The sequence below is a fragment of the Mesorhizobium sp. B3-1-6 genome (genome assembly GCF_006439555.1).
Taxonomy (GTDB): domain Bacteria; phylum Pseudomonadota; class Alphaproteobacteria; order Rhizobiales; family Rhizobiaceae; genus Mesorhizobium.
The window spans coordinates 86,556-112,763 of sequence record NZ_VFTM01000022.1 but is presented as its reverse complement, the minus strand read 5'-3'; the positions used below and the strand labels follow the sequence as shown (position 1 = coordinate 112,763).

Annotated in this window: 25 protein-coding genes; 14 read left to right on the top strand and 11 right to left on the bottom strand. The window is 64.8% G+C overall.

Annotated features, from left to right (window positions below; all coding sequences use genetic code 11):
* Positions 1–95: 95 nt before the first annotated feature.
* From FJ414_RS20190 to ppa, 4 genes are all read left to right on the top strand, one after another.
* Positions 96–875: a YgcG family protein gene (locus FJ414_RS20190; protein ID WP_246672452.1), complete on the top strand. Its 780-nt coding sequence runs from the start codon at positions 96–98 to the stop codon at positions 873–875.
* Between the two features lie 6 nt (positions 876–881).
* On the top strand, positions 882–1,520 hold the full coding sequence (locus tag FJ414_RS20185) for a TPM domain-containing protein (RefSeq protein WP_140646101.1): 639 nt from the start codon (positions 882–884) through the stop codon (positions 1,518–1,520).
* 218 nt (positions 1,521–1,738) lie between these two features.
* Positions 1,739–2,248, top strand: coding sequence for a GNAT family N-acetyltransferase (locus FJ414_RS20180; RefSeq protein ID WP_040991512.1), 510 nt, complete (start codon positions 1,739–1,741; stop codon positions 2,246–2,248).
* A 121-nt stretch (positions 2,249–2,369) separates the two neighbouring features.
* Entirely contained in the window at positions 2,370–2,903 is a 534-nt protein-coding gene (gene ppa / locus FJ414_RS20175; protein ID WP_140646100.1) for an inorganic diphosphatase, read from the top strand.
* A gap of 543 nt (positions 2,904–3,446) precedes the next feature.
* On the opposite strand, the gene FJ414_RS20170 is transcribed toward ppa, so the two are convergent.
* The 4 genes from FJ414_RS20170 to FJ414_RS20155 are packed head-to-tail and all read right to left on the bottom strand — an operon-like array spanning position 3,447 to position 7,904.
* Entirely contained in the window at positions 3,447–4,394 is a 948-nt protein-coding gene (locus FJ414_RS20170) for an ABC transporter permease (RefSeq protein WP_140646099.1), read from the bottom strand.
* A gap of 3 nt (positions 4,395–4,397) precedes the next feature.
* A complete protein-coding gene (locus FJ414_RS20165) occupies positions 4,398–5,375 on the bottom strand; it encodes an ABC transporter permease (RefSeq protein ID WP_181181663.1) in 978 nt (325 codons plus the stop codon).
* A 1-nt stretch (position 5,376) separates the two neighbouring features.
* A complete protein-coding gene (locus FJ414_RS20160) occupies positions 5,377–6,840 on the bottom strand; it encodes a sugar ABC transporter ATP-binding protein (protein ID WP_140646097.1) in 1,464 nt (487 codons plus the stop codon).
* A gap of 47 nt (positions 6,841–6,887) precedes the next feature.
* A complete protein-coding gene (locus FJ414_RS20155; RefSeq protein ID WP_140646096.1) occupies positions 6,888–7,904 on the bottom strand; it encodes an ABC transporter substrate-binding protein in 1,017 nt (338 codons plus the stop codon).
* Positions 7,905–8,100: 196 nt separating this feature from the next.
* Here FJ414_RS20155 and FJ414_RS20150 point away from each other — a divergent pair, with 196 nt between their 5' ends.
* The 7 genes from FJ414_RS20150 (at position 8,101) to FJ414_RS20120 (ending at position 17,042) form a co-directional block, all read left to right on the top strand.
* The gene (locus tag FJ414_RS20150; RefSeq protein WP_140646095.1) at positions 8,101–10,509 is read left to right on the top strand and encodes a glucan 1,4-alpha-glucosidase; all 2,409 of its coding nucleotides are present in this window, start codon (positions 8,101–8,103) and stop codon (positions 10,507–10,509) included.
* A gap of 55 nt (positions 10,510–10,564) precedes the next feature.
* On the top strand, positions 10,565–11,572 hold the full coding sequence (gene gnd, locus FJ414_RS20145; protein WP_140646094.1) for a phosphogluconate dehydrogenase (NAD(+)-dependent, decarboxylating): 1,008 nt from the start codon (positions 10,565–10,567) through the stop codon (positions 11,570–11,572).
* 13 nt (positions 11,573–11,585) lie between these two features.
* Positions 11,586–12,962 (top strand): glucose-6-phosphate dehydrogenase, encoded by a 1,377-nt coding sequence (gene zwf, locus FJ414_RS20140; RefSeq protein WP_140646093.1) that lies wholly within the window; start codon positions 11,586–11,588, stop codon positions 12,960–12,962.
* Between the two features lie 16 nt (positions 12,963–12,978).
* Positions 12,979–13,683, top strand: coding sequence for an ROK family protein (locus tag FJ414_RS20135; protein ID WP_140646092.1), 705 nt, complete (start codon positions 12,979–12,981; stop codon positions 13,681–13,683).
* A 208-nt stretch (positions 13,684–13,891) separates the two neighbouring features.
* Positions 13,892–14,353, top strand: a complete 462-nt coding sequence (locus FJ414_RS20130) for a MucR family transcriptional regulator (RefSeq protein WP_140646091.1) — start codon at positions 13,892–13,894, stop codon at positions 14,351–14,353.
* Positions 14,354–14,544: 191 nt separating this feature from the next.
* On the top strand, positions 14,545–15,645 hold the full coding sequence (locus FJ414_RS20125) for an aminotransferase class I/II-fold pyridoxal phosphate-dependent enzyme (protein WP_140646090.1): 1,101 nt from the start codon (positions 14,545–14,547) through the stop codon (positions 15,643–15,645).
* A gap of 158 nt (positions 15,646–15,803) precedes the next feature.
* Positions 15,804–17,042, top strand: coding sequence for an MFS transporter (locus FJ414_RS20120; RefSeq protein ID WP_140646089.1), 1,239 nt, complete (start codon positions 15,804–15,806; stop codon positions 17,040–17,042).
* Positions 17,043–17,123: 81 nt separating this feature from the next.
* Here FJ414_RS20120 and FJ414_RS20115 read toward each other — a convergent pair whose 3' ends face one another.
* The gene (locus FJ414_RS20115; protein ID WP_140646088.1) at positions 17,124–17,354 is read right to left on the bottom strand and encodes a hypothetical protein; all 231 of its coding nucleotides are present in this window, start codon (positions 17,352–17,354) and stop codon (positions 17,124–17,126) included.
* Positions 17,355–17,488: 134 nt separating this feature from the next.
* On the opposite strand from FJ414_RS20115, the gene FJ414_RS20110 reads away from it, so the two are divergent.
* Positions 17,489–17,755, top strand: a complete 267-nt coding sequence (locus FJ414_RS20110) for a hypothetical protein (RefSeq protein ID WP_140646087.1) — start codon at positions 17,489–17,491, stop codon at positions 17,753–17,755.
* A 114-nt stretch (positions 17,756–17,869) separates the two neighbouring features.
* Here the strand turns inward: FJ414_RS20110 and FJ414_RS20105 are convergent, their stop codons facing one another.
* From FJ414_RS20105 to FJ414_RS20085, 5 genes are read right to left on the bottom strand one after another with little or no spacing between them, the layout of a single operon-like run.
* The gene (locus FJ414_RS20105) at positions 17,870–18,976 is read right to left on the bottom strand and encodes an SAM-dependent methyltransferase (protein WP_140646086.1); all 1,107 of its coding nucleotides are present in this window, start codon (positions 18,974–18,976) and stop codon (positions 17,870–17,872) included.
* A gap of 12 nt (positions 18,977–18,988) precedes the next feature.
* Positions 18,989–19,567 carry a DUF3726 domain-containing protein gene (locus FJ414_RS20100; RefSeq protein WP_181181662.1) on the bottom strand — a complete coding sequence of 193 codons (579 nt, stop codon included), beginning with the start codon at positions 19,565–19,567 and terminating at the stop codon, positions 18,989–18,991.
* Positions 19,564–21,219: a hypothetical protein gene (locus tag FJ414_RS20095; RefSeq protein ID WP_140646084.1), complete on the bottom strand. Its 1,656-nt coding sequence runs from the start codon at positions 21,217–21,219 to the stop codon at positions 19,564–19,566. Before FJ414_RS20095 ends, FJ414_RS20100 begins: the two co-directional genes overlap by 4 nt.
* Positions 21,216–22,220: an Ldh family oxidoreductase gene (locus tag FJ414_RS20090; RefSeq protein ID WP_140646083.1), complete on the bottom strand. Its 1,005-nt coding sequence runs from the start codon at positions 22,218–22,220 to the stop codon at positions 21,216–21,218. The genes FJ414_RS20095 and FJ414_RS20090 overlap by 4 nt, the downstream gene beginning before the upstream one ends.
* 15 nt (positions 22,221–22,235) lie before the next feature.
* Positions 22,236–23,144, bottom strand: a complete 909-nt coding sequence (locus tag FJ414_RS20085) for a LysR family transcriptional regulator (protein ID WP_140646082.1) — start codon at positions 23,142–23,144, stop codon at positions 22,236–22,238.
* Between the two features lie 100 nt (positions 23,145–23,244).
* Here FJ414_RS20085 and FJ414_RS20080 point away from each other — a divergent pair, with 100 nt between their 5' ends.
* Both FJ414_RS20080 and FJ414_RS20075 read left to right on the top strand, forming a co-directional pair.
* On the top strand, positions 23,245–24,693 hold the full coding sequence (locus tag FJ414_RS20080; RefSeq protein ID WP_140646081.1) for an aldehyde dehydrogenase family protein: 1,449 nt from the start codon (positions 23,245–23,247) through the stop codon (positions 24,691–24,693).
* Complete coding sequence (locus tag FJ414_RS20075; protein ID WP_140646080.1) at positions 24,690–25,685, top strand: membrane dipeptidase; 996 nt, start codon at positions 24,690–24,692, stop codon at positions 25,683–25,685. The genes FJ414_RS20080 and FJ414_RS20075 overlap by 4 nt, the downstream gene beginning before the upstream one ends.
* Positions 25,686–26,027: 342 nt before the next feature.
* Here FJ414_RS20075 and FJ414_RS31535 read toward each other — a convergent pair whose 3' ends face one another.
* On the bottom strand, positions 26,028–26,174 hold the full coding sequence (locus FJ414_RS31535) for a hypothetical protein (protein ID WP_181181661.1): 147 nt from the start codon (positions 26,172–26,174) through the stop codon (positions 26,028–26,030).
* Positions 26,175–26,208 lie beyond the last annotated feature (34 nt).

Sequence of the window (26,208 nt, the reverse complement as noted above, 5' to 3'; positions counted from 1 at the left end):
TGGGCTAAGACCGCATCGACATCCAATCTCCCCCCTTGCGGGGGAGATGGCCGGCAGGCCAGAGGGGGGTGTGCCGGAGCGCCTTCGCCGGTGTTTTGCTCGCTCTCTTCCTCCTCCCCCTCGCCGCCCTCGCCGCCGACCTCCCCGCGCTGACCGGCCGCGTCGTCGACAATGCCGGCATCATCGATGCCGGCACACGCGCGGCGCTGACCCAGAAACTTGCCGACTTCGAGACAAAAGGCTCGGACCAGATCGTCGTCGCCACCATACCCAGCCTCGGCGGCGAGGAGATCGAGCCTTACGCCAACCGGCTGTTCCGCTTCTGGAAGCTCGGCCAGGCCAAGGAAAACAACGGCGTTCTGCTCCTGGTGGCGCCCAACGACCGCAAGATGCGCATCGAGGTCGGCTATGGTCTCGAAGGCACGCTCACCGACCTGCACACCAAGCTGATCATCGAGAACGACATGGTGCCGGCCTTCCGCGCCGGCGATTTCTCCGGCGGCATCACCAAGGCTGTCGACGACATGATCATGGTGCTGGAGGGCAATCCGGAGGAGCTCGAAGCGCGCGGCAAGCGCAACGAGCAGGCGCCGTTCAACTCCGATGACCTGTTCTTCGCCATCTTCATCACCATCTGGGCGCTGATCTTCTTCGGCGGCATCGCGATGACGGTGCTGCCGCCGATCTTCGGCCAGAAGATCGGACCCGGCCGCTACCGCTGGCTCGGCATGACTTTCGAGCCTGGCCGGCGATCCTCCTCGTCGAGTGGCGGTGGCTGGTCGTCGGGCGGCGGCGGCTGGTCCTCGGGTGGCGGCGGCGGATTTTCCGGCGGTGGCGGCTCGTCCGGTGGCGGCGGCTCCTCGGGAAGCTGGTGAGGCATCATGGCAACGCGATCGATCAGCGCCGAGGACCATGACCGCATCGCCGAGGCGATCCGGACGGCCGAGTTGAAGACCGACGGCGAGATCTACTGCGTCGTCGCTCGAGCCAGCGACGGCTACTTCTTTCCGGCTGCGTTCACGACGGCGATCGGCCTGTTCATCGCCAGCCTTGCCGTCGCCTACGGGCTGGAGGCCTGGTGGCTGACCATCCGGCTGCCGCATTTCGTCCTGGCACAAGTGCTGGCGCAGGCCTCGGTTCTCGCCTTGCTCTGGTTTCTGCCCGCCTTGCGCATTCATTTCGTGCCGAGAAGGCTGCGCTATCAGGCGGCGCACGCCAATGCGATGAAGCAGTTCCTGGCCCGCAACGTCCACCGTACGCAGGCCCGCACGGGCGTGCTCGTCTTCGTCTCCATCGCTGAGCGCTATGCCGAGGTCGTCGCCGACTCCGGCATCGATGCCAAGGTCGGCCAGCATGTCTGGGACGGCGTCGTGCGCGACCTGACGAAGCATGCCGGGGACGACCGGCTGCCCGACGGCTTCGTCAAGGCCATCGGCACGGTCGGCGCGGTGCTCGTCGAGCATTTCCCGGTGACGGAAGGCGACGCCAACGAACTCGACGATCATCTTGTCGAAATCTGATCAGAGCATGATGCCGAAAAGTGTGAAGCGGTTTTCGGGCGACATCATGCTCTATCTCTCGGATTTAGAGACGGATTCAGATTTCAGGTCGATTCGACCTGAAATCATCCGGCTCTAGGCGCCTTGTCCGCCCACGCGCCTTTCGCCTGTGCGAAAGCGTCGAAGGGGTTTGGCGGACTCTTTGCAATCAGCCGATGCGGGTTTATGGTTAACCAATCATGAACACGCTGACGATCGACATTCGGAAGGCAGAGCCGCGCGACGCGAGCGCCATCGCCGAGGTGCACCAGCAGGCCTGGCGCGGCGCCTATTCCGGCATCATCCCGCACCGCACGCTGACCTCGATGATCAACCGCCGCGGCGTCGACTGGTGGGCCAACGCGATTCGCCGCGCCGCCACCGTGCTGGTGGTCGAGATCGGCGGGACGGTCGCCGGCTACGCCACGATCGGCAAGAACCGCGCCCGCGAGCTCCGCCAGCAGGGCGAGATCTACGAGCTTTACCTGCGTCCCGAATACCAGGGCATCGGGCTCGGCAGCCGCCTGTTCAAGGCGGCCAAGGCCCGGCTCGCCGACCATGGCCTGCGTGGCCTGGTGGTCTGGGCGCTGGAAGACAACCACAACGCCTTGGCCTTCTATGCCGGCAATGGCGGCCGTGATATCGCCGAAGGCGTCGAGGTCTTCGAGCAGAAGGCGCTGAAGAAGGTCGCCTTCGTCTGGAATGACTAACGTCGCCTAAGTTACAGGCCATCACAAACTGTGCGCTTTCATTAGCGTTCAGTGCTATTCACCGCATTGCACCATGACGTTTCGCCCGCTATCGGTCTTGGAATCGAGAGAGGGATAGATCATGCGTATCGAAGCGATTGCGACCGGAAAGAACCCACCTGACGACGTCAACGTCATCATCGAGGTGCCGATCGGCGGCGAGCCGATCAAATACGAGATGGACAAGGAGGCCGGCACGCTGTTCGTCGACCGCTTCCTGCACACCTCGATGCGCTATCCCGGTAATTACGGCTTCGTGCCGCACACGCTGTCGGGCGACGGCGACCCGATCGACGTTCTGGTCTGCAACACGCGCGCGCTGGTGCCAGGCTGCGTCATCAATGTTCGGCCGATCGGCGTCTTGATCATGGAAGACAATGCCGGCCAGGACGAGAAGGTGATCGCCGTTCCCTCGCCCAAGCTGACGCTGCGCTACGAGAACGTAACCGAATACACGCATCTGCCGGAAATCACGCGCCAGCAGGTGCAGCACTTCTTCGAGCATTACAAGGATCTCGAGCCCGGCAAGTGGGTCAAGATCGAGGGCTGGCACGACTCCAAATATGCCAAGAAGATGATCGTCGACGCGATCGAGCGGGCAAAGGCGGCAAAGTAGGGCTTCAACGCAATCCCGTACGGAAGACCGTTTGCTCAGTGGCACTGCACAGGGATTTTGACCGGTCGGCTCTGTTTGCGTTGGCAGGTGGCATGCGTTGGAGATTGGCCGAAACGCCCATCGCGATCGTCATTCTAGGGCGGAGCAGGAGCGAAGCTCCGTCGCGAAGACCCTAGAATCCATGCCGTTACCTTCACCAGGGAGTACAGCGGAGCAAAATTCTGCACCGTGGCGACGCCTTGACGTCACGGAATGGATTCTATGGTCTGCGCCGCGTCGCTTCGCTCCTTGCTCCGCCATAGAATGACGAGGTTGCGGCGGCTTCAACCAATCCCCGGCGTTTGCGCTGATTTCACGGACATGAACGGAAATCTTGCGCCAAGACAAACGGCAACCTTTCAAAATCCCTGTGTCGGGGAATTAGGGCGATCCCAGGAAAAGTGAGCGGTTAGGTTCGGCGGTTTCGCCGTAGCCTTCCGTCCGGAATTGCGTCAAAACAAAGAGATAGAGCGGTTCGCCGTTTCCGTGAAACGGTGAAACGCTCTAGCGCACCGCCTTCTCGCCGCCGGCCGCCGTGATGACGCCGACGATGATCAGTCCGGTCAGGACCAGCCGCACGCCGGCGCTGACGCCGAAGGTATTGAGCATGGTGAGCAAGAGTACCAGGAACAGGCCGGCGCCCCAGACGCCCGGCACGTTGGCCTTGCCGCCGGCGACCGAGGTGCCGCCGATGACCACGACCGCGATCGAGGCCAGCAGGTATTCGTTGCCGATGTCGACATTGGCGCCGCGGAAATAACCGGCGAGCAGCGCCCCGTCGATGCCGCCCAGCGCGCCGCACAGCGTGTAGGTGAGGAAGCGGATGCGGCCGACATGGACGCCGGCGAGCCAGGCGGCGCGGATGTTCTGGCCGATCGCCAGCACGGAGCGGCCGTAGATCATGCGCTGCAGCGCAAGTGCGGCGCCGATGGTGAAGACCACCGTCAGCATCGCCAGCACCGGAATGCCCAGCACCTGCCAGTTGGTGAAGTCGGCGAAGCCCGGCGGCGGCTTGATCTGCAACCCGCGGCCATAGCTGATGTCGACGGACTGGATGATGAAGCTCGCCGACAGCGTGGCGATGATCGGCGGTATCCTCAGCGCCCAGATCAGCAGGTAGTTGATGGCGCCGATCGCGGCGCCGCAAGCAAGTGCCGCGAGCAGACCAACGACGATCATGGCATCGCTGCCGCCCATCACCTTCATCGCGACCGCGCTGGCCAGCCCGATATTGGCCGGCAGCGACAGGTCGACATTGCCGGGTCCCAGCGTGATGACGAACATCTGGCCGACGCCGACGATGACGGTGAAGACGGCAAGCGAGAGCGCCGCCGTGACCATGCCGCCGGCGCCATAGCCGCCGGTGAAGACGATGGTTGCCAGCCAGACGACCAGCGCGCCGACAAAGGACCAGATCCAGGGCTTTTCGAGCACCATACGCAGCGAGGCCATCGCTTACCTCTCCCTGCGGCTGATCAGCACCCGCGCGGCAAGCACGATGATCAGGATCGCGCCATTGGCGGCCACCTGCCAGTCGGGCGGGATGTGCATGAAGGTCAAGAGCGGTGATGCGGCCAGCGCCAGCGTCAGCGCCCCGAGCACCGCGCCGATCGGCGACACGCGCCCGCCGACGAACTCGCCGCCGCCGAGGATGACGCCGGCAATCGACAGCAGTGTGTAGCCGTTGCCGATATTGGCGTCGGCCGAGGTGGTGATGCCGATCAGCGCCATGCCGGAAAGCACGCCGAACAGGCCTGTCAGCGCGAACAGCACGACCTTGGTCTTGAGCAACGACCAGCCGGCGCGCCTCAGCGCCGCGGCGTTGCCGCCGGAACCGCGCAGGATCACGCCATAGGACGTGCGCATCAGGCCGAAATGCACGACCGCGGCGATCAGCAGCGCGGCAAGGATCGGAAACGGGATGTAGGGCGGCTTGAAGGACATGATCGAAAGCAGCCAGTCCGGCGCCTTGCCGCCCGGCTTGGGCAGGACCAGGATGGCAAGCCCCTGCCAGACGAAACTCATGCCGAGCGTGACAACGATCGACGGCAAATTGCGCAGATGGATCAGCGCGCCGAGCAAGGCATAGACGCCGATCGATCCCAGCAGAACCACGATGCCGATGAGCGGCGCATCCCTAAGCCAAGTTGCAGTCACGCAGCCGACGAAGCCGACGAACGTCCCTATGGACAGATCGAGCTCGTTGCCGGCGATGACGAACATCTGCGCGATCGTCGCCAGCGCGATCGGGATCGCCAGGTTGAGCATCAGGTTGAAGCCGAAATAGCTGATGGCGCGCGGATTGAGCCAGGCGATCGCGATCAGCACCAGCGCCAGTGACAAGGCCGGCAAGAGGCCGCGCAGCAGGCGCGCCCGGGCAGCGCTGCCGCGCGGCGAGGATTTCGGGAGCGTGCCGGGAGCGATCGCGGTCATCTCAGGCCGCATCGCCGAACGAGGACTGGATGATCTTTTCCTCCGTCAACTCGTCACGCCCAAGATTGGCGACGATGCGGCCGTTCTTGAAGACATAGACATGATCGCAATTGTCGAGCTCTTCGGTCTCGGTGGTGTACCAGAGGAAAGTGCGGCCCTTGGCGGCCTCCTCGCGCACGAGATCGTAGACTTCGAGCTTGGTGCCGATATCGACGCCGCGCATCGGGTCGTCCATCAGCACGATCTCGGCGTCGGAGCCGAGCGCGCGGGCAAACAGCGCCTTCTGCTGGTTGCCGCCCGACAGCGAGAAGATGTTGTTGTTCATGTCCGGCGTGCGGATGCCGATCTTCTTCTTCCAGAACTCGGCGAGGTCGGCCTCGCGCTGTGGCGAGATCAGCAGGCCGTTGCGCAGCCGAGCCAGCGAGCGGATGCCGATATTCTGCGCGATCGACCATTGCGAAAAGATGCCGTCCGACTGGCGGTCGCCGGCGACCAGCGCCACCGGCGCCGTCACCTCGATGCCGGCCCTGGCGCGGGAGGCGGCCGAGAATATGGCCAGGAGCAGATCCGTCTGGCCGTGCCCGGCAAGGCCGGCAAGCCCGATGATCTCGCCGGCGCGGGCGACCAGCTCCTTGCCGTCCTGCTGCCTGGCCGGGCGCGCGCGAACCCTGAGCGCGCCAGGCTCGCTCTTGCGGGCCTCGGCGGCGGCTTTGTGATGCCCTTCGGCGCCACCCATGGCGGCGACCAGCTTATCGCGATCGAAGGCATTGGCGGCATCCGCCGCGACCACCTTGCCGTCGCGCATCACCACGATGCGGTCGGCGTTCTGCAACACCTCGCCCAGCACGTGCGAGATCAGGATGCAGCTGCCGCCCTTTTCGACGAAGCGGCGCACGAATGAAAGCAATTGCCCCGCCGTATGCGCATCGAGTGAGGAGGTCGGCTCGTCGAGGATGACAAGGTGCAGCGGCTCGCGGGTCAGCGTGAAGGCGCGCGCCACCTCGACCATCTGCCGCCTGCCGATCGAAAGGTCGCCGGCAATGTCATCCGCCGAAATGCCATGGTCGGGAAAGATCTCGTCGAGCTTGGCGCGGATGAGACCGGCGGCCTTGCGCCGCCAGCCCAAACCGGCGAGCGAGGGATGGTTGATGCGGGTGTTCTCGGCAATGCTGAGATTGGGACAGAGCGACAGTTCCTGAAACACGCAGCGTATGCCGAGCTCGAGCGCTCGCGCCACCGAATAGCTCGCCTCCTGATTGCCGCGTACGGCGATCTGCCCGCCATCCGGCCGCAGCGTGCCGGCCACCATATGCATGAGCGTCGACTTGCCGGCGCCGTTATGCCCCACCAGCCCGACGCATTCGCCGGCGCCGACATGGAAGTCGACGCCGTTAAGCGCCCGGACGGCGCCGAAATGCTTTTCGGCGCCGTCCAGTCTGACGATATCTGCAATAGCCTGGAGCATCCTCAACTTTTATCCGGTTGGCGATGCGGGCGGCAACCTGCCCACCACTATTGCTTGATGTTGGCCTTGATGGCCGCGATGGCGTCTTCCTGCGTGTATTCGTGGGTGGCGACGCCGCCTTCCTTGATGTTCGGCAGCGCGGCCTCGAAATCGTCCTGGGTGAAGGCCAGATAAGGCACCAGAAGATCGTGCGGGATGTCCTTGCGGCCGTCGAGCACCTGCTGCGCCACCCAGAAGGCCAACGTCGACACGCCGGGCGCGATCGAGGCCGACCAGGTCTGGTAGCCGTCCTTTTCCTTCTGCTCCTTCCACCACTTCAGCTCGTCCTGGCGGTTGCCCATGATGATGGTCGGGCGCGGCTTGCCGGCCGCGGCGAAGGCCTGCGCGGCGCCATAGCCGTCACCGCCCTGGTCGACGATGCCGACGACATCGGGCAGCGACGGCAGGATGGTCGCCACCGCCTTCTGCGCCGTGGTCTGGTCCCAGTCGCCGGTCACCGAACCGACGATCTTGAACTCCGGATGGGCGGCGACGCCCTCGAGGATGCCGGCATGGATGGCATCGTCGATCGAGGTGCCGGCGAGACCGCGGATTTCCAGCAGATTGCCGCCCTTGGGCTGGAACTTGGCCATTTGCTCGACTTCCTGCTTGCCCATGTCCTTGAAGTCGACGACGACGCGGTAGGCGCAGGGTTCGGTGACAGTCCCGTCGAAGGAGACGACGGTGATGCCGGCATCGCAGGCCTGCTTGATGGCGCCGTTGAGCGCATCCGGCGAGGCGGCGTTGATGACGATGGCGTCATAACCCTGCAGGATCAGGTTCTGCACCTGCGCGGCTTGGGTCGGCACTTCCTTGTCGGCGGTGGTGAAGACGTCCGCCGCAGCGACGATCTTGTCGTCGACCGCCTTCTTGGTGACGATGCCGTAGCTGTCGAGCATCGCCTGGCGCCACGAATTGCCGGCATAGTTGTTGGAGAAGGCGATCTTCTTGCCGCTGGTGTCGGCAAGCGCGGTGCCCGAGGCGAGCATCGCCGCGAATGCACTCAATACGAGCAGTTTCTTCATGTCGGTTCCTCCCGAGGTTGCTGATATTGCCTGATGATCGTTACGTGCAGTCCCTGTTTTTTATCTATTGTCAGACAAATTCAGACGAACCGCAAGCTGTCAACTGCAAAGCCTTGGCGCCGTCGATCAACTTGCGGTGCGACGATTGATAAGCCGCCGCGTCATGGTCTAGGAACACGGGCAGGAGACAGATTGCATGGCAGTGACGCCGACCGTTGCTCGAGGCGCGCCCGGAATACCGGCACGCTGGACATCAAGCGCCAAAAGCGGTGTCGGCACCGCGCTTTCGGCAAAAAGCCCGCTCTGGTTCACCATCAGTCACGGCATTCTGAACGAAATCTATTATCCGCGCCTCGACAGCGCCTGCACGCGTGACCTGGGGCTGGTCGTGACTGGTCCCGGCGGCTATTTTTCCGAAGAGAAGCGCGATGCGGCCCACACCGTCGAACCTTTCGAGGACGGCGTCCCCGGCTACCGGCTGACCAACATTGCTTCCGACGGCGCTTACAAGATCGAGAAGCGCATCGTTACGGATTCGAAACGACCTGTCCTGCTGCAGGAAATGCGTTTCACCGCCCTCAAGGGCCAGGCTGCCGATTACCGCGTCTACGCGCTGCTGGCGCCGCATCTCGTCAACGCCGGCATGGGCAACACCGCCTGGATCGGCGAGCACAAGGGACAGCGCATTCTTTTCGCCACCGGACGCGGCGTCTCGCTTGCGCTCGCCTCCTCCCTGCCCTGGGGCGCCTGCTCGGCCGGCTATGTTGGCTTCTCCGACGGCTGGCAGCAGTTGCACGACAATGGCGGGCTCGATCCCTCCAGCGGGGCGGCCGAAAACGGCAATGTCGCGCTGACCGGCGAGATCGGCTTTTCGGCCGGCAAGACGGTTGCCCTGCTGGCGCTCGGCTTCGGCGCTTCGCCTGAGGAAGCCGCCGACCTTGCGCTTGCAAGCCTGCAACAGGGTTTCGAGCCGGCGGCGAAAACCTATGCCGAGAACTGGCGCAAATTCCAGGCTGGGCTGGAAAGACTCGACCGTCACGCCGCCTCCGGTCTGAACGCCTACCGCGTCAGCAGCGCGGTGCTGGCGACGCATCTCTCCCTCGCAAGGCCCGGCGCCGCGGTCGCCAGCCTGTCGATCCCCTGGGGTTTCAACAAGGGCGACGACGATCTCGGCGGCTATCACCTCGTCTGGCCGCGCGACCTGGTCGAGACGGCGGGCGGCTTCCTCGCCGCCGGCGACGGCAGGCAGGCGCTGCAGATCCTCACCTATCTGCGTTCGATCCAGCAGCCGGACGGCCATTGGCCGCAGAATTGCTGGTCCGACGGCACCGCCTATTGGCCCGGCATCCAGATGGACGAATGCGCCTTTCCGCTGCTGCTTGCCGATGCGTTGCGCCGCGCCGGCCATCTGCCGAAGTCGAGGCTCGCCGACTTCCTGACCATGATCGAGAACGCGGCCGCCTATGTCGTGCGCAACGGCCCGGTCACCGGCGAGGATCGCTGGGAAGAGGACGCCGGCTACAGCCCGTTCACGCTGGCCGTGGAAATAGCCGCATTGCTCGCAGCTGCCGACATGCTGGACGCCTCCGGTAAAAATGAGCCGGCAAACTACCTGCGCGAGATCGCCGATTGCTGGAACGACCAGATCGAGCGCTGGACCTATGTCACCGGCACCCCGGCAAGCGCCAGGGCGGGCATCGAAGGCTATTATGTCCGTATCGCCCCGCCCGACGATGGCGGCGCCGCGTCGCCGAAGGACGGCTTCGTGCCGATCAAGAACCGGCCGCCGGCCGATACCGACAGACCGGCCGAGGCCATCATCAGCCCCGATGCCCTGGCGCTGGTGCGTTTCGGGCTCAGAGCCGCTGACGATCCGCGCATCCTCAACACCGTCAAGGCGATCGACGCCGAGCTGCGCCGCGACCTGCCGCAAGGGCCGCTCTGGTACCGCTATACCGGCGACGGCTATGGCGAGCATGAGGACGGGGCACCCTTCGACGGCACCGGCCGGGGGCGGCCGTGGCCGCTGCTTGCCGGCGAGCGCGCTCATTACGAGTTGGCCGCCGGCCGCAAGGACAAGGCGGCGCAACTGCTTGAGACTTTCGAACGCTCGGCGGGCGTCGGCGGCCTTCTGCCGGAACAGGTCTGGGATCGCCCGGACATGCCGGACCGTGAATTGCGGCTGGGCGCCCCTTCCGGCAGCGCCATGCCGCTGGTCTGGGCGCATGCCGAGCACATCAAGCTTTTGCGCTCGCTGCGCGACGGCGCCGTCTTCGACCTGCCGCCGCAGGGTGTCGAGCGCTACATCAAGGGCAAGACGGTCTCGCCGATGCGAATCTGGCGCTTCAACAACAAGATCCGCTCCATTCCTGCCGGCAAGGCCCTTCGCGTCGAATTGTCGGCGCCCGGCGTCGTCCATTGGAGCAGCGACAAATGGCTGACGGTGCAGGACAGCAGGACGGCCGAAAATGCGTTCGGCATTCATCTGGTGGATTTGCCCGTTAGCCGCCTGCGGCCGGGAACCACCATCGTCTTCACTTTTTTCTGGCCCGGGGCGATGCGTTGGGAGAATGTCGACTTCAGCGTCGGCATCGACGCGTCATAAATCGACGCAACAGGGCCATAGATTTCTCCTTTCCTCAAGCAATCGGGATGAAACCATGCAGATCGGAATGATGGGACTGGGCAGGATGGGCGCCAACATGGTGCGGCGCCTGATGCGCGACGGCCATGAATGCGTCGTCTACGACATCAATTCGGCAAGCGTCGCCGGCATGGTCAAGGACGGCGCCATTGGCGCGGCCTCGCTGGAGGAATTCGTCGGCAAGCTCGCCAAGCCGCGCTGCGCCTGGCTGATGCTGCCGGCCGCGATCACCGGCAAGATCGTCGACCAGGTCGCAGCACTGATGGAGCCGGGCGACATCATCATCGACGGCGGCAATTCCTACTACCACGATGCCGTTGACCAGGCGGCGAAGCTGGCGGTGAAAGGCATCAACTTCGTCGATGTCGGCACCAGCGGCGGCGTCTGGGGCCTGGAGCGGGGTTACTGCCTGATGATCGGCGGCCCCGACGATGCGGTTAAGCATCTCGATTCGGTCTTCGCCACGCTGGCGCCAGGCGCCGATGTGGGCGCCAACCCGGCCAAGGATGCCGGCACGGCGCCCTTCGGCTATCTCCATTGCGGGCCGAGCGGCGCCGGCCACTTCGTCAAGATGGTGCATAACGGCATCGAATACGGCGTCATGGCCGCCTATGCCGAGGGCATGAACATCCTGAAGTCGGCCAATGCCGGCAAAAGGCAGCGCACCGCGGACGCCGAGACCAGCCCGCTGGAAAACCCGCAATACTACCAGTTCGACGTCGACTTGCCCGCCGTCGCCGAGGTCTGGCGGCACGGCAGCGTCATCGGCTCCTGGCTGCTCGATCTCACCGCCGGCGCGTTGAAGAGCGATCCGGCGCTCGCCCAGTTCGGCGGCCGCGTCTCCGATTCCGGCGAAGGCCGCTGGACGCTGAAGGCGGCAATCGACACCGGCGTCCCGGCGCCGGTGCTGTCCTCGGCGCTGTTCGACCGCTTCTCCTCGCAGGGCGAATCGCAATTCGCCGACAAGCTTTTGTCCGCCATGCGCTACGCCTTCGGCGGCCATATCGAAAAGCCGAAGGCGTGAGGGGAGAAACGGCATGAGCCAGGAGAGGTCCGACACGCTGGTGCTTTTCGGAGCGACCGGCGACCTTGCGCACAGGAAGATTTTCCCGGCGCTCTACCAGATGGTCGCCAAGGGGACGCTGACCGAGCCGGTGATCGGCGTCGCCTTCGAACCCTGGGAACTCCCCAAACTGGTGGACCGCGCCCGCGACGGCATCGTCACGGCGCTGGGTTCGATCGACGACAAGGTCTTCGCCAAGCTCGCCTCGCTGCTGCGCTATGTCAGCGGCGACTACCGCGACGGCGCGACCTTCGAGAAGCTGAAGACGGCGCTGGGTTCCGCGCAGCGGCCGCTGCACTACATGGCCGTCCCCCCGACCATGTTCGAAACCGTCGTGCAAGGACTGGAGCAGTCCGGCACCGCGCGCGGCGCGCGGCTGATGGTGGAAAAGCCGTTCGGCCACGATCTGCAGTCGGCGCGCTGGCTGAACCGGGTGCTGCATCTGGTGTTCGACGAACAGTCGATCTTCCGCATCGACCACTATCTCGGCAAGGAAGCGATCCAGAACCTCCTCTATTTCCGCTTCGCCAACGCCTTCCTCGAGCCGATCTGGAACCGCAACTTCGTCGAAAGCGTCCAGATCACCATGGCTGAGGATTTCGGCATCGAGGGCCGAGGCAAATTCTATGACGATGTCGGCTGCATCCGCGACGTGATCGAGAACCACCTGCTCAACATCCTGCTGCTTTTGGCCATGGAACCGCCGGTCGGCCGCTCGGCCGACGACCTGATCGACGAGAAGGTGCAGGTGCTGCGCGCCATTCGCACGCTGACTAGGGGCGATGTCGTGCGTGGCCAGTTCGACGGCTATCTGGCCGAACCGGGCGTCAGGCCCAACTCGCCGGTCGAAACCTTCGCGGCGGTGCGCTTCTTCGTCGACACATGGCGCTGGCAGGACGTGCCTTTCTTCATCCGCGCCGGCAAGAACATGCCGGTGCACGCCACCGAGGTGATCGTGCGTATGAAGCGGCCGCCGCTCGACGTCTTCGACCCGATCAAGCCGGGCGACGCCAATTATGTGCGCTTCCGCATCGACCCGCAGGTGGCGATCTCGATCGGCGCCCAGCGCAAGGTCGCCGGCGACGACATGATCGGCGAGCAGGTTGAGCTGACCGCGCTCGACGACACCAAGGGCGACATGCCGCCCTATGAGCGGCTGATCGGCGACGCCATGAACGGCAACGGCCAACTCTTCACGCGCCAGGACGCGGCCGAGCTTGCCTGGCGTATCGTCGGCCCGGTGCTTGGCGACACCACGGCGCCGGCAATCTATGCGCCCAAGACCTGGGGGCCGGCCGATGCCATGAACGGCTTCGGCCCGCCCGATGGCTGGATCAATCCGAGCAAGTAACTTCGGGGAGGACGGGATGGCGAAGACAGCAAAAACCGCCGCGGCGGGCAGCGATCCGATCGTGCTCGCCATCGATGTCGGTGGCTCGCATGTAAAAATCCTCACCAGCGCCGGCGGCGAGATGCGCCGCGTCGCGTCCGGGCCGAACCTGACCCCTGACCAGGTCGTCGCTTCGGTGAAGAAACTGGCGGAGGATCTGGACTACGACGTCATCTCGATGGGCTATCCCGGTCCCGTGCGCGACAACAAGCCCTCGCTCGACCCCTTCAATCTCGGCAAGGGCTGGAACGGCTATGATTTCACCGCCGCCTTCGGCAAGCCGGTGAAGCTCGTCAACGACGCGCTGATGCAGGCGATCGGCAGCTATGACGGCGGCCGCATGCTGTTCCTCGGCCTTGGCACGGGCCTGGGCGCCGCCATGATCATCAAGAATGTCGGGCAGCCCATGGAGCTTGCCCACCTGCCCTACAAAAAAGGCGCCAGTTTCGAGGATTATGTCGGCGAACGCGGCCTGGTAAAGCGCGGGAAGAAGAGATGGCGCAAATACGTATTCGACGTGGTCGACAGGCTTCGCGCCGCCTTGCAGCCGGACTATGTCGTGATCGGCGGCGGCAATGTCGACAAGCTCGATGAATTGCCTGAAAAATCCCGGCGCGGCGACAACACTCGCGCTTTCGCGGGTGGATTTCGACTATGGCGCGACAAGGCGCTGATCGTCTGATATTGTTACATTTCAGTATAATTGTTCAAAACACCGTGTAATGACACGACAGATCATTGCGTCGCGCAGATTTGCCGACTAGGAATTCGCGGGCCTGCGGCGCCAAGCGCCTTTCCGGATTCGCAAAACAACGCTCGCGGCGCTTTGACATTACACACCGCGAAGACCGCAGCGTTTTCGCGGCCTTGCGGCAATATGGAGGGACTACGTGGACGAGGACACCAGCACAGCCAGGGAAGTCGACCTGCTCGAGCTCACCGCTCACATCGTATCGGCTTATGTCGCGAAAAACCGCCTGCCTGCTTCGGGCCTGGGCGAACTGATCGCCAGCGTCGCCTCCTCGATCGGCGGGATAAGCCGGCCGGCGGAGCCCGCGGCGCCCCCGCCGGTTCCCGCCGTCAATCCCAGGCGCTCGGTGACGCCGGATTACATCATCTGCCTCGAGGACGGGAAGAAGTTCAAATCGCTGAAGCGCCATATCGGGGTGCATTTCGGCCTGACACCCGAAGCCTACCGCACCAAATGGGGCCTTCCCGTGGATTACCCGATGGTCGCGCCCAACTATGCGGCGTCGCGCTCGCAGCTCGCCAAGTCGATCGGCCTCGGCCGCAAGGCGGAACCGGTGCCGGCGAAGCCCGCAAAGGGCAGGAAGGCCAAGGCGACGGCCTGAAATAACGCGCCTGCACCAATGGTTTAAGCAAGCCTGCCGAGGAATCCGCCTTGGCAGGCTTCCTGCTTTTATGGCTTGGATACGGCCGGAGACCAGAGCAATTCCAGGAAAAAGCGTGAAGCGTCCGGAATTGCAAACAGGACGATCGGTTTGTCGTTTCCATGAACGATCAACCGCTGGGGGACATAGCCATGAACTACGCCAGGATGGTGATCGAGAAGGAAGCGCCGGAGGAATACGGCTACGGCCGCATCCGCTACAACCTTTCCGAAAGCTCGATCGCCGACCAGAAACTGTCCGACATCGGCCTCGCGCTGCCCGACCTCACCTTGTTCTATGGCGAGCATCGCGGCGACAAGGACTTGCGGGCGCTGATCGCCGGGCAGGACAGGGGCCTTTCTCCCGACGATGTTCTTGTGACAGCGGGTGCGGCCGGCGCGCTATTCATCATCGCCACCGCGCTGCTTTCGGCCAGCGACCATCTCGTGGTCGTGCGGCCGAACTATGCCACCAACATCGAGACACCCAAGGCGATCGGCTGCGCCATCTCCTATGTCGATCTCGATTTCGACCAGGGCTTTGCCGTCGACATCGACCGTGTGAAGGCAGAGCTGCGGCCGAACACGAAACTGATCAGCGTCACCTGCCCGCACAACCCGACCGGCACGATGATGACACGCGCCGATCTCGACGCGTTGATTACGCTCGCCGAACATCACAAGTGCCGGCTGCTGGTCGACGAGACCTATCGCGACCTCTCCTACGGCGAACGCCTGCCCGCGGCGGCCTCGCTCAGCCCAAGCGCGATCAGCGTCTGCTCGCTGTCCAAGGCGTTCGGCATTCCGGGCATCCGCATCGGCTGGCTGGTGACCCGCGATCCGGAACTGCAGGAAACCTTCCTCGCCGCCAAGGAGCAGATCGGCATCTGCGGCAGCGTCATCGACGAGGCGATCGCGCGCGCCACGCTCGAACGCCGTGACGCCTTTCTCGCCTCGCTTCTGCCCGAAATGGCCAGGCGCCGCGACATCGTCCAGGCCTGGATCGAAGGCGAACCTCTCGTCGACTGGGTGCGGCCGCAAGGTGGTGTCGTCGGCTTCCCGCGGCTCAACGTCGATGCCGGCTTCAACCTCGACAAGTTCTACACCAGGCTGCTGGAGGAGCACGGCACCTATGTCGGTCCCGGCCACTGGTTCGAGATGCCAAAACGCTTCTTCCGCCTCGGTTTCGGCTGGCCGAAGGAAGCGGAGTTGCGCGGCGGGTTGGCGGCCATCTCGGCTGCTCTAAGGCGGTAACTTCCTCGTGCAATCGGCTGAAAAGTCCAAAAGCCCTTGATCCAAACTCGATTTTGAAGCATATGCGCCGCGAACTTTATTAAGTTTCATTGGCCGGAACAGCGCCCATTCGGGAAGTGCCCCGCTGGCCAATGTTTTTCGAAACGGGGCCTACCTCCATGACCGCAGAACAAATATCGCCGGAGCAGCGCTACGCTGCTTTCCGCCACCGCCCGTTCCTCAGCTATTGGACGGCGCGCTTCCTCACCACCTTCGCCACCATGATCGTGTCGGTCGCCGTCGGCTGGCAGGTCTATGACCTGACCCGCGACCCGTTCGACCTCGGCATTGTCGGCATCGTCCAGTTCCTGCCTTCGCTGCTTCTGGTCCTGGTCACGGGCGTGGTCGCCGACCGCTTCGGCCGCCGCCTGATCATGACGCTGGCGACTCTGGTCGAGGCCGGCTGCGCCTTGGCCTTGCTGCTTCTGACATTGCGCGGCCTGACCAGCCCGCTGCCGATCTTCATCGTGCTGGTGATGTTCGGCATTGCCCGCGCCTTCTACGGCCCGGCCTCCTCCTCGCTGTTCGCCAATCTGGTGCCGCAGGAGGATTTCGCCAACGCGATCGCCTGGAACTCGTCGGCCTGGCAGACGGCGACCATCGTCGGTCCGGTCGCCGGCGGCCTGCTCTACGGCGTTTCGGCGGAAGTCGCCTACGCTACAGCCGCGGTGCTGATGCTCGCCGCGGCCGCGCTCATCTTCACCATTCCCAAGCCCGCCCAGCAGACGGCCACCGACAAGCCGACGATGCAGACGCTGTTTGCCGGCTTCGGCTATATCTGGGGCGAGAAGATCGTGCTCGGCGCGATCTCGCTCGACCTTTTCGCCGTGCTTCTGTCGGGCGCCTCGGCGCTGCTGCCGGTCTATGCGCGCGACATATTGGAGCTCGGCCCCTGGGGGCTCGGCCTGCTGCGCTCGGCGCCGGGCATCGGCGCCATCTGCGTCGCCGTCTGGCTTGCCGGCCATCCGATCCGCGACCATGCCGGCAAGATCATGCTGGGCTTCGTCGCTCTGTTCGGCGCCTTCACCGTGCTGTTCGGCGTCTCGACCATCACCTGGCTGTCGATCGTGGCGCTCGCCCTGCTCGGCGCCACCGACATGTTCAGCGTCTATATCCGCGAGACGCTGATCCAGCTCTGGACACCGGACGAGGTGCGCGGCCGCGTCAACGCCGTCAACCAGGTCTTTGTCGGCGCCTCCAACGAGGTCGGCGAATTCCGCGCCGGCACGATGGCGGCGCTGATCGGGACCGTTCCCGCGGTGGTGATCGGCGGCATCGGCGCCATCGCCGTCGCCGGCCTGTGGGCCTATCTGTTCCCGGCGCTGCGCCAGGTGCGGCATCTGAACAGCCGCAACTGACAAAGTTCTGGATCTAGGTCACTGGATCCGACACTCGGGCCAATCAGGCGCCGCCGTCGCTCAATGAGATAGGAGCAGCTTCTACTCCGAAAAGCTGACGCTAACGCCGCGCTGCCGAAAATAGGCCTGCATCAACTTGCGACCGGCGCGGTTGTTCTGCACCAACCTGGTTGGATCGAACATCGCCTGTTTTTTCCCCTCTCGCGCCAGCGCTGCCTTGAGTGCCGCGATATGGGCGTCGAGGTCGGCATTGTCCGCTCGGAGTGAGGCGTAGATGCTTTCGGTCGCCTCGGCCACGGTCAGTTCGTTCACAGGGTGTCGTCCTTTGATTGATCGGGCGGCGCATAACACAGATTCGTGGCCGCGCCGATACCATCCATTTTTGTTTCTCGCGTTTTGAGGGGATGGCTTCTATTTTGGGCAGGGCCTAACAGGAGGGTTACGTTGTGAAAATACGCACGACGACGCACAATCATCCCGGAGAACCAGGCGTCATTCTGCTGGATCAGCCATTGGCGAACATGGCCGTGGCGACCGACATTCGCGATGGCGCAACGACGCTGTTCGGAACCGTTGATCTGCAGGTGAACTATTCCGGCAAGTACGACATCAGAGTTGAATTATCACCGGACGAACTCACGCGCGTCTACCAGCTGCTCGTCAAAAATCTCCTCGGGAAAATACAGGAACTTACCGCTGAACCAGTGCCTTGAAATTCTTTAACCCCGGGGATTTCGCACAAGCACCTGATACCGAGCGGCGCGAAGTTCGGCGTGGCCTCCTTGACGTCCCACGATTGAGACCAGGCGCAAGGCCGGGGCGCACACTTATCCTTTGACGATCTCCGTCATGCAGTGGACGTAGTCCATCCGATGGCCTTCGGGGGCGCGCGCGACATCGGCTTCGTACGCGCCGTAAAGAGCGTCGACGATTGCGGAACGATCGGCCACGGGACGCGACGGGTCGAGCGCGTTGGCAAAGACGGTTTCCGACCAGGAGCGGAGCGTCGGCACATAGGCCCTGGCGAAGGTCTGCGCATTGCCATGGACCCGGAAGGCTTCGGCATAGGGGCACGGCGTCACCATGGTGAAGATGTTTTCCAGCCTCAGTCCGGCCTGCGACACCGGCGAAGCGGGATCGCGGAAGGGTGCCGCGAACTCGCCCGGCGTCTTGTAGAATTGCTGGAACGTCGCGTTGACATATTCCGTCTCGCTGATCCGCCCCGCCCGAGCCAGATCGCGCCAGTGGCGCGCGAAGCCGTCGAACATATCGACCCCGGTCGTGTGTCCGAGATAGCGCCCTTCCTCGTCGACGCAGAAATTGGCCAGCGCCAGCCTGCCGCCCGACCTGAGCTCGCGCGCCCTGGCAAGCAGGATCGTCTCCCAGTCGCGCAGCCCCTGGGCGCGAAACTGCGCGCGCTCGGCATCGGTCGCGCCGACAGCCTGGACATGGTCGGCGATCATGCAGGGCCGCTTGCTGATCCAGTGCATCGCCGTGGCGGAAAAGCCGAACGAGAGCGAATTGTCCGGCACGATCTGCCGATAGAAGCTGGTGCCGCTGCCGAAGATGTAGAGCCCGGGCGTCTCGGCCAGCGGAACCTCCGTCGAGGTGCCAAGCAGTCCCTGGCTGAGCCGGAACAGCGTCGAGAAATCATTGTGGGGCAGGTCGGTGTAGGTGATCGATATCGCCCGGTCCGGTTCCCTCTCCTGAACGGCGCCGACCAGCCGCCGCATCATGTCCATCGAGGTGCCGCCGTCGGCCGCGCCGAAATCGGCGATGGCGAATGGCTGGCCGTCGGCCAGCCGGGGCATGCCGGCGACGGCCTCGACGACGAGATCGCCGACCTTGTCGATGACGTATTTGGCGCCCACGGTGTTGGCCGAGTAATAACCCGCTCCGCGCATGGCGATCTTCTGGCCGTCGGCTGCGCTCATTTTTTTCTCCCCTTATTCGTCGTCCACCCGGCCGCCGCCGGCACCACGCACACGCGACCCTTCGCTTTCCGGCACATAGGTTCTCGCGGCGAAGGAATTGAGCGCCGCAAGCGTCCGCTCGTCGATCGCGCCGCGCCGGCCCGAGGCCGGTTGCTCGATTTCGGGGCGGCGTTCGATGACGACATCGGCGCGTGTCACCGGCCCCACGGGCCGCGCCATGCGCATGGCCGAGCGGCGCAGCATGGCGTCGAGCCAGATAGGCAGGCCGACATCGATGATCGCCAGCGGCAGCGCGCTCGCTGGAAGCGGATTGTCGAGCAGCAAAGCCGCGGTTCGGATCGGGCAAAGCGGCGTTTCGGCCGGCTTGTCCGCCTCGCCTTTCCGCCAGCGCGCCGCGCGGGCAGGGTCGGGCGCCACGAAGGACTGCGCGTTTTCGGCAAGGCTCAGCATGGCCAAGCCCCAGTTGCCGTCCTCGACGGCGATCCGGCGTGCCGCGCGGCCGATATCCTCGGCCAGTCCCCATGAAAATCCGGCGCCCCGCGCCGCCTTGGTGCTCAGCGTTTCCACCTCGTTGAGCGACAGGTCGATCACGCCGCCTCTCCTGCCGGCGCCATGGCGGCGACATCCTCGATCAGGGGCTCGCCGCTGAACAGCGCGATCCGCAGCCACCGGTCGGAGCGCGGATCGAAGCTGCGCGCGCCGAAGAAAGCGAGCTTCGCGCGCAATATGTCGACGGGCCGTAAGTCGGCGCCGATCAGATTGTCGTGGATCTCGGCATAGGGAAACCTGGCGACGATCTGGGCGCGCCGCACCGCGTGGCGCCATTCGGGCAGGCGCAGCAGGAAGTCCGCGACACTGGCCGTGGGTGGCTCCTGCGCCAGCGCGGCCGCCAGGCTGAGCGCGTCGCGCGCGGTGGCCAAAGGCTGTTCGAGCTCGGCGCCGTCCTCCTCGAAGCGTTCGCCGAGCCGGGGCTCGAGCTTCTCCGCCGAGACATACCAGAAACGCGCGTTGGCGGACGGCTCAGCGAAGTCGACCTTGGCCGCCCAGGAATAGGAGGCGAGAAGTGCCTGACGAAGCGAGGCGCAGCTCATGGTGCCGTCAATGGCATGGCCGGGCATCTCGTCGGCCTTCATCATGTCGCCGAGCTCGTCAATCAGGGCACCGTGCGGCTCGAGGATCAGCGAGACGCAGGCCTCCTGCCCCTCGAGCGAGAAATGGTCTTCGGCGAAGCGATAGAGCGCATCCCAGGGGCGGGGCTGCGCCAGAAGCCGGTCGAGGTTTTCGGCCAGCGCGTCGAGATCGGCGGCCAGCGACAAGGTCGCGGCGGCCTGGCGGTCATCGTCGCTATGCCAGCGGGCAACGCGCTGGCGCAGGTCGGCGAGCGCTTTCAAGAAAACGTCTCGTTCCGGCGCGCCGGCTTGCGGTTCGGCGCGCACCCGCGCCAGCGCGGTTTCGCGGGCCAGGAACCAGCTATGCGTCAACAACGGATGGCGCACGAGAAACGGCGCCATGCCGAGTCCCGTTGCATTGCCCACGCCGAGCGCCCGGCGCAAATCCGGCGCCAGCCTTGCCGCGCCGGCCGGATTGCAGCGATGGGCGATGTGGTCGACAAGATCGAGCGTGAAGGATCGGATCAGCCAGACCGTGAGCATTTCCGCCTTGAAGGATCCCGCAAGCTCCGGGCGCGCGGCGATCTCGTCGCGGTCAGCGATGCCGAACTTGCCATTGCCGTAAACCGCCGTGGTGCGCAGCAGATAGCCGACGCCGAGCAACTGCTCCTCGTCCGGCTGTCGTCCCTGTGCCAGTGCCGCGGCGACTTCCTCGAACAGCCGCACGCTCTTGTTGGCACGCGCCAGCACCAGTTCGCTTCTCGTGTAGCGGCCTGCCTCCTGCAGCGGCGCATTCGCTTCCAGCCGCGCGATTTCGGCGGCATCCGGCAGTCCGTCGTAAAGCACGTAGCTCGTGTCCCAGGCCTGCGCGATCACCCGGTCGGACCGCTTCTCGTCGTCGAGCGGGGTCGAGAACGCGACCAGGCTATAGGTCCTTGCCGGCGTCTCGACCGCATAGACCGCGCGCCCGAATCCCTGGTCGTCGAGATCGAACAGGTGCTTGCGCACACGCCATTTCTCCCTGGTGGCGCGGCGGATCAGCTGGCGCAGGAAGCTGAGCCGCGTCGGATGCGCGGCGCCCAGCCGCTGCAAGCGCATGACGATCTCGGGCGGGCGCAGCGCGATCGCCGTCATGCGGCGGTCCCTGCGAGCTTTTCCAAGGTGGCAAGCGTTTCCGCCGCTACCTCGATGCCCTCTTTGGTGTTCTGTTCGCGCGCGCCGAAGCGCCTTGTGCCCGGAAGCCTCGCCTCGCCGATGAAGACGCCGGCGACGGTTTCCAGATTGCCCGCGAATGCCCCGGCCGATGTCGCTTCGGGCGAGACCGCCAGGAAGAACTGGCCGGTTCCCGGCGGGCCTCCGGCCGTGCCGGAGAAGGGGCTGGCGACCAGCCCGGGATTGGCTCCCGTCAGGCACGCGGCAAAGATCTCCACCAGCAATGCAGAGCCGACGCCCTTGTAGGCGCCTGCCGGCGCCATCGTACCCTTCAACGCTTCGCCGGCATCGGTGGTCGTCTCGCCGCTTGCGTCGAAAGCCCAGCCGGGCGGGATCGGCTCGCCGGCGCGGGCCCGCTTGATGACCTCGCTCTTGGCGACGACGCTGGCGCTCTGGTCGATGACGAAGCGCGCGCCGCCGTGCCCGTCGGGAACCGCCAGCGACCAGGGGTTGGTGCCGAGGGCCGCCTTGCGGCCGCCCCAGGGCGCAATCGAGGCCGGCGCGTTGGTGAAGCCCAGACCGACCAGGCCGTCCCGGGCGATACGTTCGGTGTGATAGCCGAGCGCGCCGCAATTGTAGGAATTGCGGATAGCCAAAGCCGCCACGCCTTGCGAGCGCGCCGCCTCGATCAGCGGCGGCATGCCGGTGGCGATTGCCGCGTGCGCAAAGCCATTGCCGGCATCGACGGCGACGACCGCTGGAGCCGGCCGCGTCAGGCGCGGCTCGGCCTGCCCCAGCACCTTGCCGCAGGTCAAATGCTCGCAATAGGTCGGCAGGTACATCAGCCCATGCGACTTCAGGCCATCGCGTTCGGCTGCCGCGATGGCTGCGGCGAGCGCCTCGGCCTGCCGCTCGCTTGCGCCATGGCGCAGCAGCGCGGTGCGGGCGAGCGTCTCGATGCGGGCTTGCGTCAGGCGCGTCATCCGGTCATCCGCCAATCATGCCGCCGCATAGCCGAACTCTCCTTCGCTCGCCTGCGTCTGTAGGCGAATGCATTCGATGAACCGCAGCGACGCCGGCTGCAGGTTCCGGCCTTCCTTGGCGATCCAGCCGACGGTACGGCTCGAGCGCGGATCGGCAAGGGGAACGAAGCGCACGTCATGGCTGCTTTTCCAGCGGCAGAGCCGGGGCAGGATGGTGACGCCGAGCCCTGCCTCCACCATCGCCAAATTGGAGCTCACATTGGTCGCGGTGAGTTTCGAGCCGGCGGCAAGCGCCTCGGTCTCGGCAAGCCCTAGCGCCGTGGCCGCGCCATTGCGGATGAAGCTCTCGCCCTCGAGTTGCGACCATTTCAGCGGGCGCTTGGATTTTGCCAGCGGATGATCGTTCGGGCAGACGAAATCGAGCGGCTCGTGGAACAGCGGCTCGAAACTGAGCTGCGGCCGCCTGGTCGCGAGCACGCACAGGCCCACTTCAACCATGCCGTTTTCGACTGCGTCGACGATGGCGCTGGAATCGCTGTCGCGGACGTGGATGTCGAACCGGCTGCCCTCGGCGCGAAGCTGGGCGATGGCGCGTGGCAGCAAGGTGACGGCGACCGAAGGCACGCTGGCAACGTCGCAGCGGCCTTGCCGGTCCGCCGCATAGCTGGTCATTGCCAGGCAGGCGCGGTCGTAATGCGCGATCATGGCGCGCGCCTCGTCGAGCACGATGCGGCCGACCGGCGAAAGCGCGCCCTTGCGCTCGCTCTCGAACAATGGCGCGCCGATATCGTCTTCCAGTTGCTTCAAGGTCATCGACACGGCCGACGGGGTACGGCCGATCTGATCGGCGGCGGCGCGCACGCCGCCGGTCTCGCAGACCGCGACGAAGCTGCGCATGCCGGCCAGGCTGATGGTTCTGGTCACCGTTAAGCTTGCCTGAACATTTGTGCCAAAAATTGAGCTTGATTGAAGTTCACAGCATTGGTTAGGTCGTTGTCAACCGAATTGATGCAGGTCGAACACGATGCTGAACGGTCAGAACTTCGTTGCAGGCGAATGGCGCGACGGCGCCGACTGGGTCGAGGACGTCAATCCCTCCGACGTGACCGACATCGTCGGGCGCTTTGCCCAGGCGCGGCCGTCCGATGTCCATGACGCCGTGGCGGCGGCGCAAAGCGCGCAACGGGAATGGGCCGCGGCCGGGCTCGAAGCGAGAGCCGCCGTTCTCGACGCCATCGGACGCGAGTTGATGGCGCGCTCGAAGGAGCTTGGCGAACTGCTTTCGCGCGAGGAGGGCAAGACCCTTCCCGAGGGTGTCGGCGAGGTCTATCGCGCCGGCCAGTTCTTCACCTATTTCGCTGCTGAAGCCCTGCGCAATCTAGGTTCCTCGGCCGATTCCGTCAGGGCCGGCGTCGACGTTCTGATCGAGCGCGAACCGCTCGGCGTCGTCGCGATCGTATCGCCGTGGAATTTCCCCATCGCCACCGCGTCCTGGAAGATCGCGCCGGCGCTTGCCTTCGGCAATGCCGTGGTCTGGAAGCCGGCCAGCATCACCCCAGCCAGCGCCTGGGCGCTGACCGAGATCATCAGCCGGCAGGCAGTCCCGAAAGGCCTGTTCAATCTTGTGATGGGTTCGGGATCGACGATCGGCCGCGAGCTTGCCGCCAATGCCGACATACAAGGGTTGAGCTTCACCGGCTCCGGTGCCGTCGGTTCCGGCGTCGCGGCATTGGCCGCCGCGCGCTTCGTGAAGCTGCAGCTCGAAATGGGGTCGAAGAATCCGTTCGTGGTGATGGACGATGCCGACCTCGACCGCGCCGCCGGCCTAGCCGTGAACGGCGCCTTTGGCGGCACCGGACAAAAATGCACGGCGGCGTCCCGCCTGATCGTCCATCGGCCGATCCACGACGCCTTCGTCGACAAGCTGCTGGTGAAAACCAAGGCTCTGAAGGTCGGCCATGCGCTTGCGGCCGGCGTCCAGATGGGGCCGGTCGTCAGCGCCGAGCAGCTCTCGGCCAATCTTGACTATGTGACCCTCGGCATAAGCGAAGGAGCGGAGCTTGCAACCGGCGGCGAGGCGCTCGATCTCGCGCATCGCGGCTACTACATGGCGCCCGCCGTGTTCCTCAACGGCCGCTCGCGCATGCGCATCAACCAGGAGGAGATGTTCGCGCCGATAACCTGCGTCATTGCCGCCGACGATCTCGACGAGGCAATCCTGCTGGCCAACGACACGCCTTACGGGCTGACGGCCGGCATCGCCACGCGCTCGCTGGCGCGCGCGACGAAATTTCGCCACGCCTCGCGCTCGGGCTGCGTCATGGTCAACCTGGCTACCGCCGGCACCGACTACCACGTGCCGTTCGGCGGCGTTCGCGCTTCGAGCTACGGCCCGCGCGAGCAGGGCCGCGCCGCGGTCGAGTTCTACACGCAGATCAAGACATCCTACATCCACGCGGGCGTGGCCGAATGACCAGCGACGCGCCGCAAGTACTCATCGACGGGCTGCAATACTGCAACTGGTCGCGCGAAATTTTCAAGGAGATGCGCCGGGGCGGGCTGACCGCGGTCCACGCCACGGTCGGCTATCACGAAGGTTTTCGCGAGACCGTGCGCCATCTCGTCGATTGGCGCACTTGGCTTCGCGACAATGCAGACCTGATCCTTCTGGCGCGCGATGCCGGCGACATCGAGCGGGCGCGGGCCACGAACCGCACGGCGATCTTGCTTGGCCTGCAGAATCCGATGCCGATCGAGGACGACATCGGCCTGATCGAAATGCTCTTCGATCTCGGCATCCGCTTCATGCAGCTCACCTACAACAACCAGTCGCTGCTCGGCTGTGGCTGGATGGAGAAGGAGGATAGCGGCGTGACGCGGATGGGGCGGGAGGCCATCGCCGAGATGAACCGGCTCGGCATGATCATCGATCTGTCGCACGCGGGCGAGCGGACCGCGCTGGAAACGATCGCGCTCTCGGAGCGGCCGGTGGTCATCAGCCACGCCAATCCGCGCTGGCTGCGCGACAGCAACCGCAATGTCTCCAGGGCCGTATTGCAGGCATTGCGCGCAAAGGAGGGGCTGCTCGGCCTTTCGCTCTATCCGCTGCACCTCCCGAACGGCTCGGACACCACGCTGGAGCAGTTCGGAAAGATGGCTGCCGAAGCGGCCGGGATCATGGGGGCGGATCATCTCGGCATCGGCTCGGATCTCTGCCAGGACCAGCCCGACAGCGTCGTGCGCTGGATGCGCGAGGGCCGCTGGACCCGCGAGACCCAGGCGACCGCGAGCTTTCCGGGTCAGCCATCCTGGTTCAGATCGAACCTCGATTTTGCGAAGCTGTCGGAAGGTCTTCTCCAGGCCGGATTCGGTGAGGCCGAAACCGCGCTGGTTCTCGGCGGCGCCTGGCACCGCTTCCTCAAGGCCAGCCTGCGCGGCCGGGATTACGTCGTTCGTCGGGCATAGGAATCTTGATTTGTTCTCCCTACTCACCTATGCTAAACACTCCATGGTGTTGGCCGCCAACACCATGGAGTGTTGTTTATCATGCTTTTCACCACTGGGCAGTTGCGCTCGGCCTTTAGTCTTAGCAAGCAGCAATGGCGAAGCTATCGTGAGGCGCTGAGGCCCTTGGCTAAAGACCACGGCCGATCAGGCTGCTTTTCGGCAGCCGATTTGTTGGCGACCAGCGTGGTGCATAGGATCAATACATCGCTGTCAGTGCCATTGCCCGCGTTCGGAGTTATAGCAACGCCATTGTTTGATCTATGCGCTGCACATCCTTGGCTGCAGCTAGAACGATCGAGCCTAGCGATCGATTTCGAGTCCCGCCGAGTCGAGCTTGTAGATCATGAACGCCATATCACTGCCGCAGCCGTCGCCTTGCTCGTCGAGTTGTCGCCGCTTGTCGTTGAGCTTCGCGAACGGCTCCTCGCCGGCATTCCTGATCCACAACGTGATCTCGCCTTCCCGCCGATGATCGCTAGGT

What these genes read in the sequence shown, in the direction of transcription:
- FJ414_RS20185 (WP_140646101.1), top strand. Translation starts at nt 882, where the DNA reads ATGGCAACGCGATCGATCAGCGCCGAGGACCATGACCGCATCGCCGAG.
- FJ414_RS20180 (WP_040991512.1), top strand. Translation starts at nt 1,739, where the DNA reads ATGAACACGCTGACGATCGACATTCGGAAGGCAGAGCCGCGCGACGCG.
- ppa (WP_140646100.1), top strand. Translation starts at nt 2,370, where the DNA reads ATGCGTATCGAAGCGATTGCGACCGGAAAGAACCCACCTGACGACGTC.
- FJ414_RS20170 (WP_140646099.1), bottom strand. Translation starts at nt 4,394, where the DNA reads ATGGCCTCGCTGCGTATGGTGCTCGAAAAGCCCTGGATCTGGTCCTTT.
- FJ414_RS20165 (WP_181181663.1), bottom strand. Translation starts at nt 5,375, where the DNA reads ATGACCGCGATCGCTCCCGGCACGCTCCCGAAATCCTCGCCGCGCGGC.
- FJ414_RS20160 (WP_140646097.1), bottom strand. Translation starts at nt 6,840, where the DNA reads ATGCTCCAGGCTATTGCAGATATCGTCAGACTGGACGGCGCCGAAAAG.
- FJ414_RS20155 (WP_140646096.1), bottom strand. Translation starts at nt 7,904, where the DNA reads ATGAAGAAACTGCTCGTATTGAGTGCATTCGCGGCGATGCTCGCCTCG.
- FJ414_RS20150 (WP_140646095.1), top strand. Translation starts at nt 8,101, where the DNA reads ATGGCAGTGACGCCGACCGTTGCTCGAGGCGCGCCCGGAATACCGGCA.
- gnd (WP_140646094.1), top strand. Translation starts at nt 10,565, where the DNA reads ATGCAGATCGGAATGATGGGACTGGGCAGGATGGGCGCCAACATGGTG.
- zwf (WP_140646093.1), top strand. Translation starts at nt 11,586, where the DNA reads ATGAGCCAGGAGAGGTCCGACACGCTGGTGCTTTTCGGAGCGACCGGC.
- FJ414_RS20135 (WP_140646092.1), top strand. Translation starts at nt 12,979, where the DNA reads ATGGCGAAGACAGCAAAAACCGCCGCGGCGGGCAGCGATCCGATCGTG.
- FJ414_RS20125 (WP_140646090.1), top strand. Translation starts at nt 14,545, where the DNA reads ATGAACTACGCCAGGATGGTGATCGAGAAGGAAGCGCCGGAGGAATAC.
- FJ414_RS20120 (WP_140646089.1), top strand. Translation starts at nt 15,804, where the DNA reads ATGACCGCAGAACAAATATCGCCGGAGCAGCGCTACGCTGCTTTCCGC.
- FJ414_RS20105 (WP_140646086.1), bottom strand. Translation starts at nt 18,976, where the DNA reads ATGAGCGCAGCCGACGGCCAGAAGATCGCCATGCGCGGAGCGGGTTAT.
- FJ414_RS20095 (WP_140646084.1), bottom strand. Translation starts at nt 21,219, where the DNA reads ATGACGGCGATCGCGCTGCGCCCGCCCGAGATCGTCATGCGCTTGCAG.
- FJ414_RS20090 (WP_140646083.1), bottom strand. Translation starts at nt 22,220, where the DNA reads ATGACGCGCCTGACGCAAGCCCGCATCGAGACGCTCGCCCGCACCGCG.
- FJ414_RS20080 (WP_140646081.1), top strand. Translation starts at nt 23,245, where the DNA reads ATGCTGAACGGTCAGAACTTCGTTGCAGGCGAATGGCGCGACGGCGCC.
- FJ414_RS20075 (WP_140646080.1), top strand. Translation starts at nt 24,690, where the DNA reads ATGACCAGCGACGCGCCGCAAGTACTCATCGACGGGCTGCAATACTGC.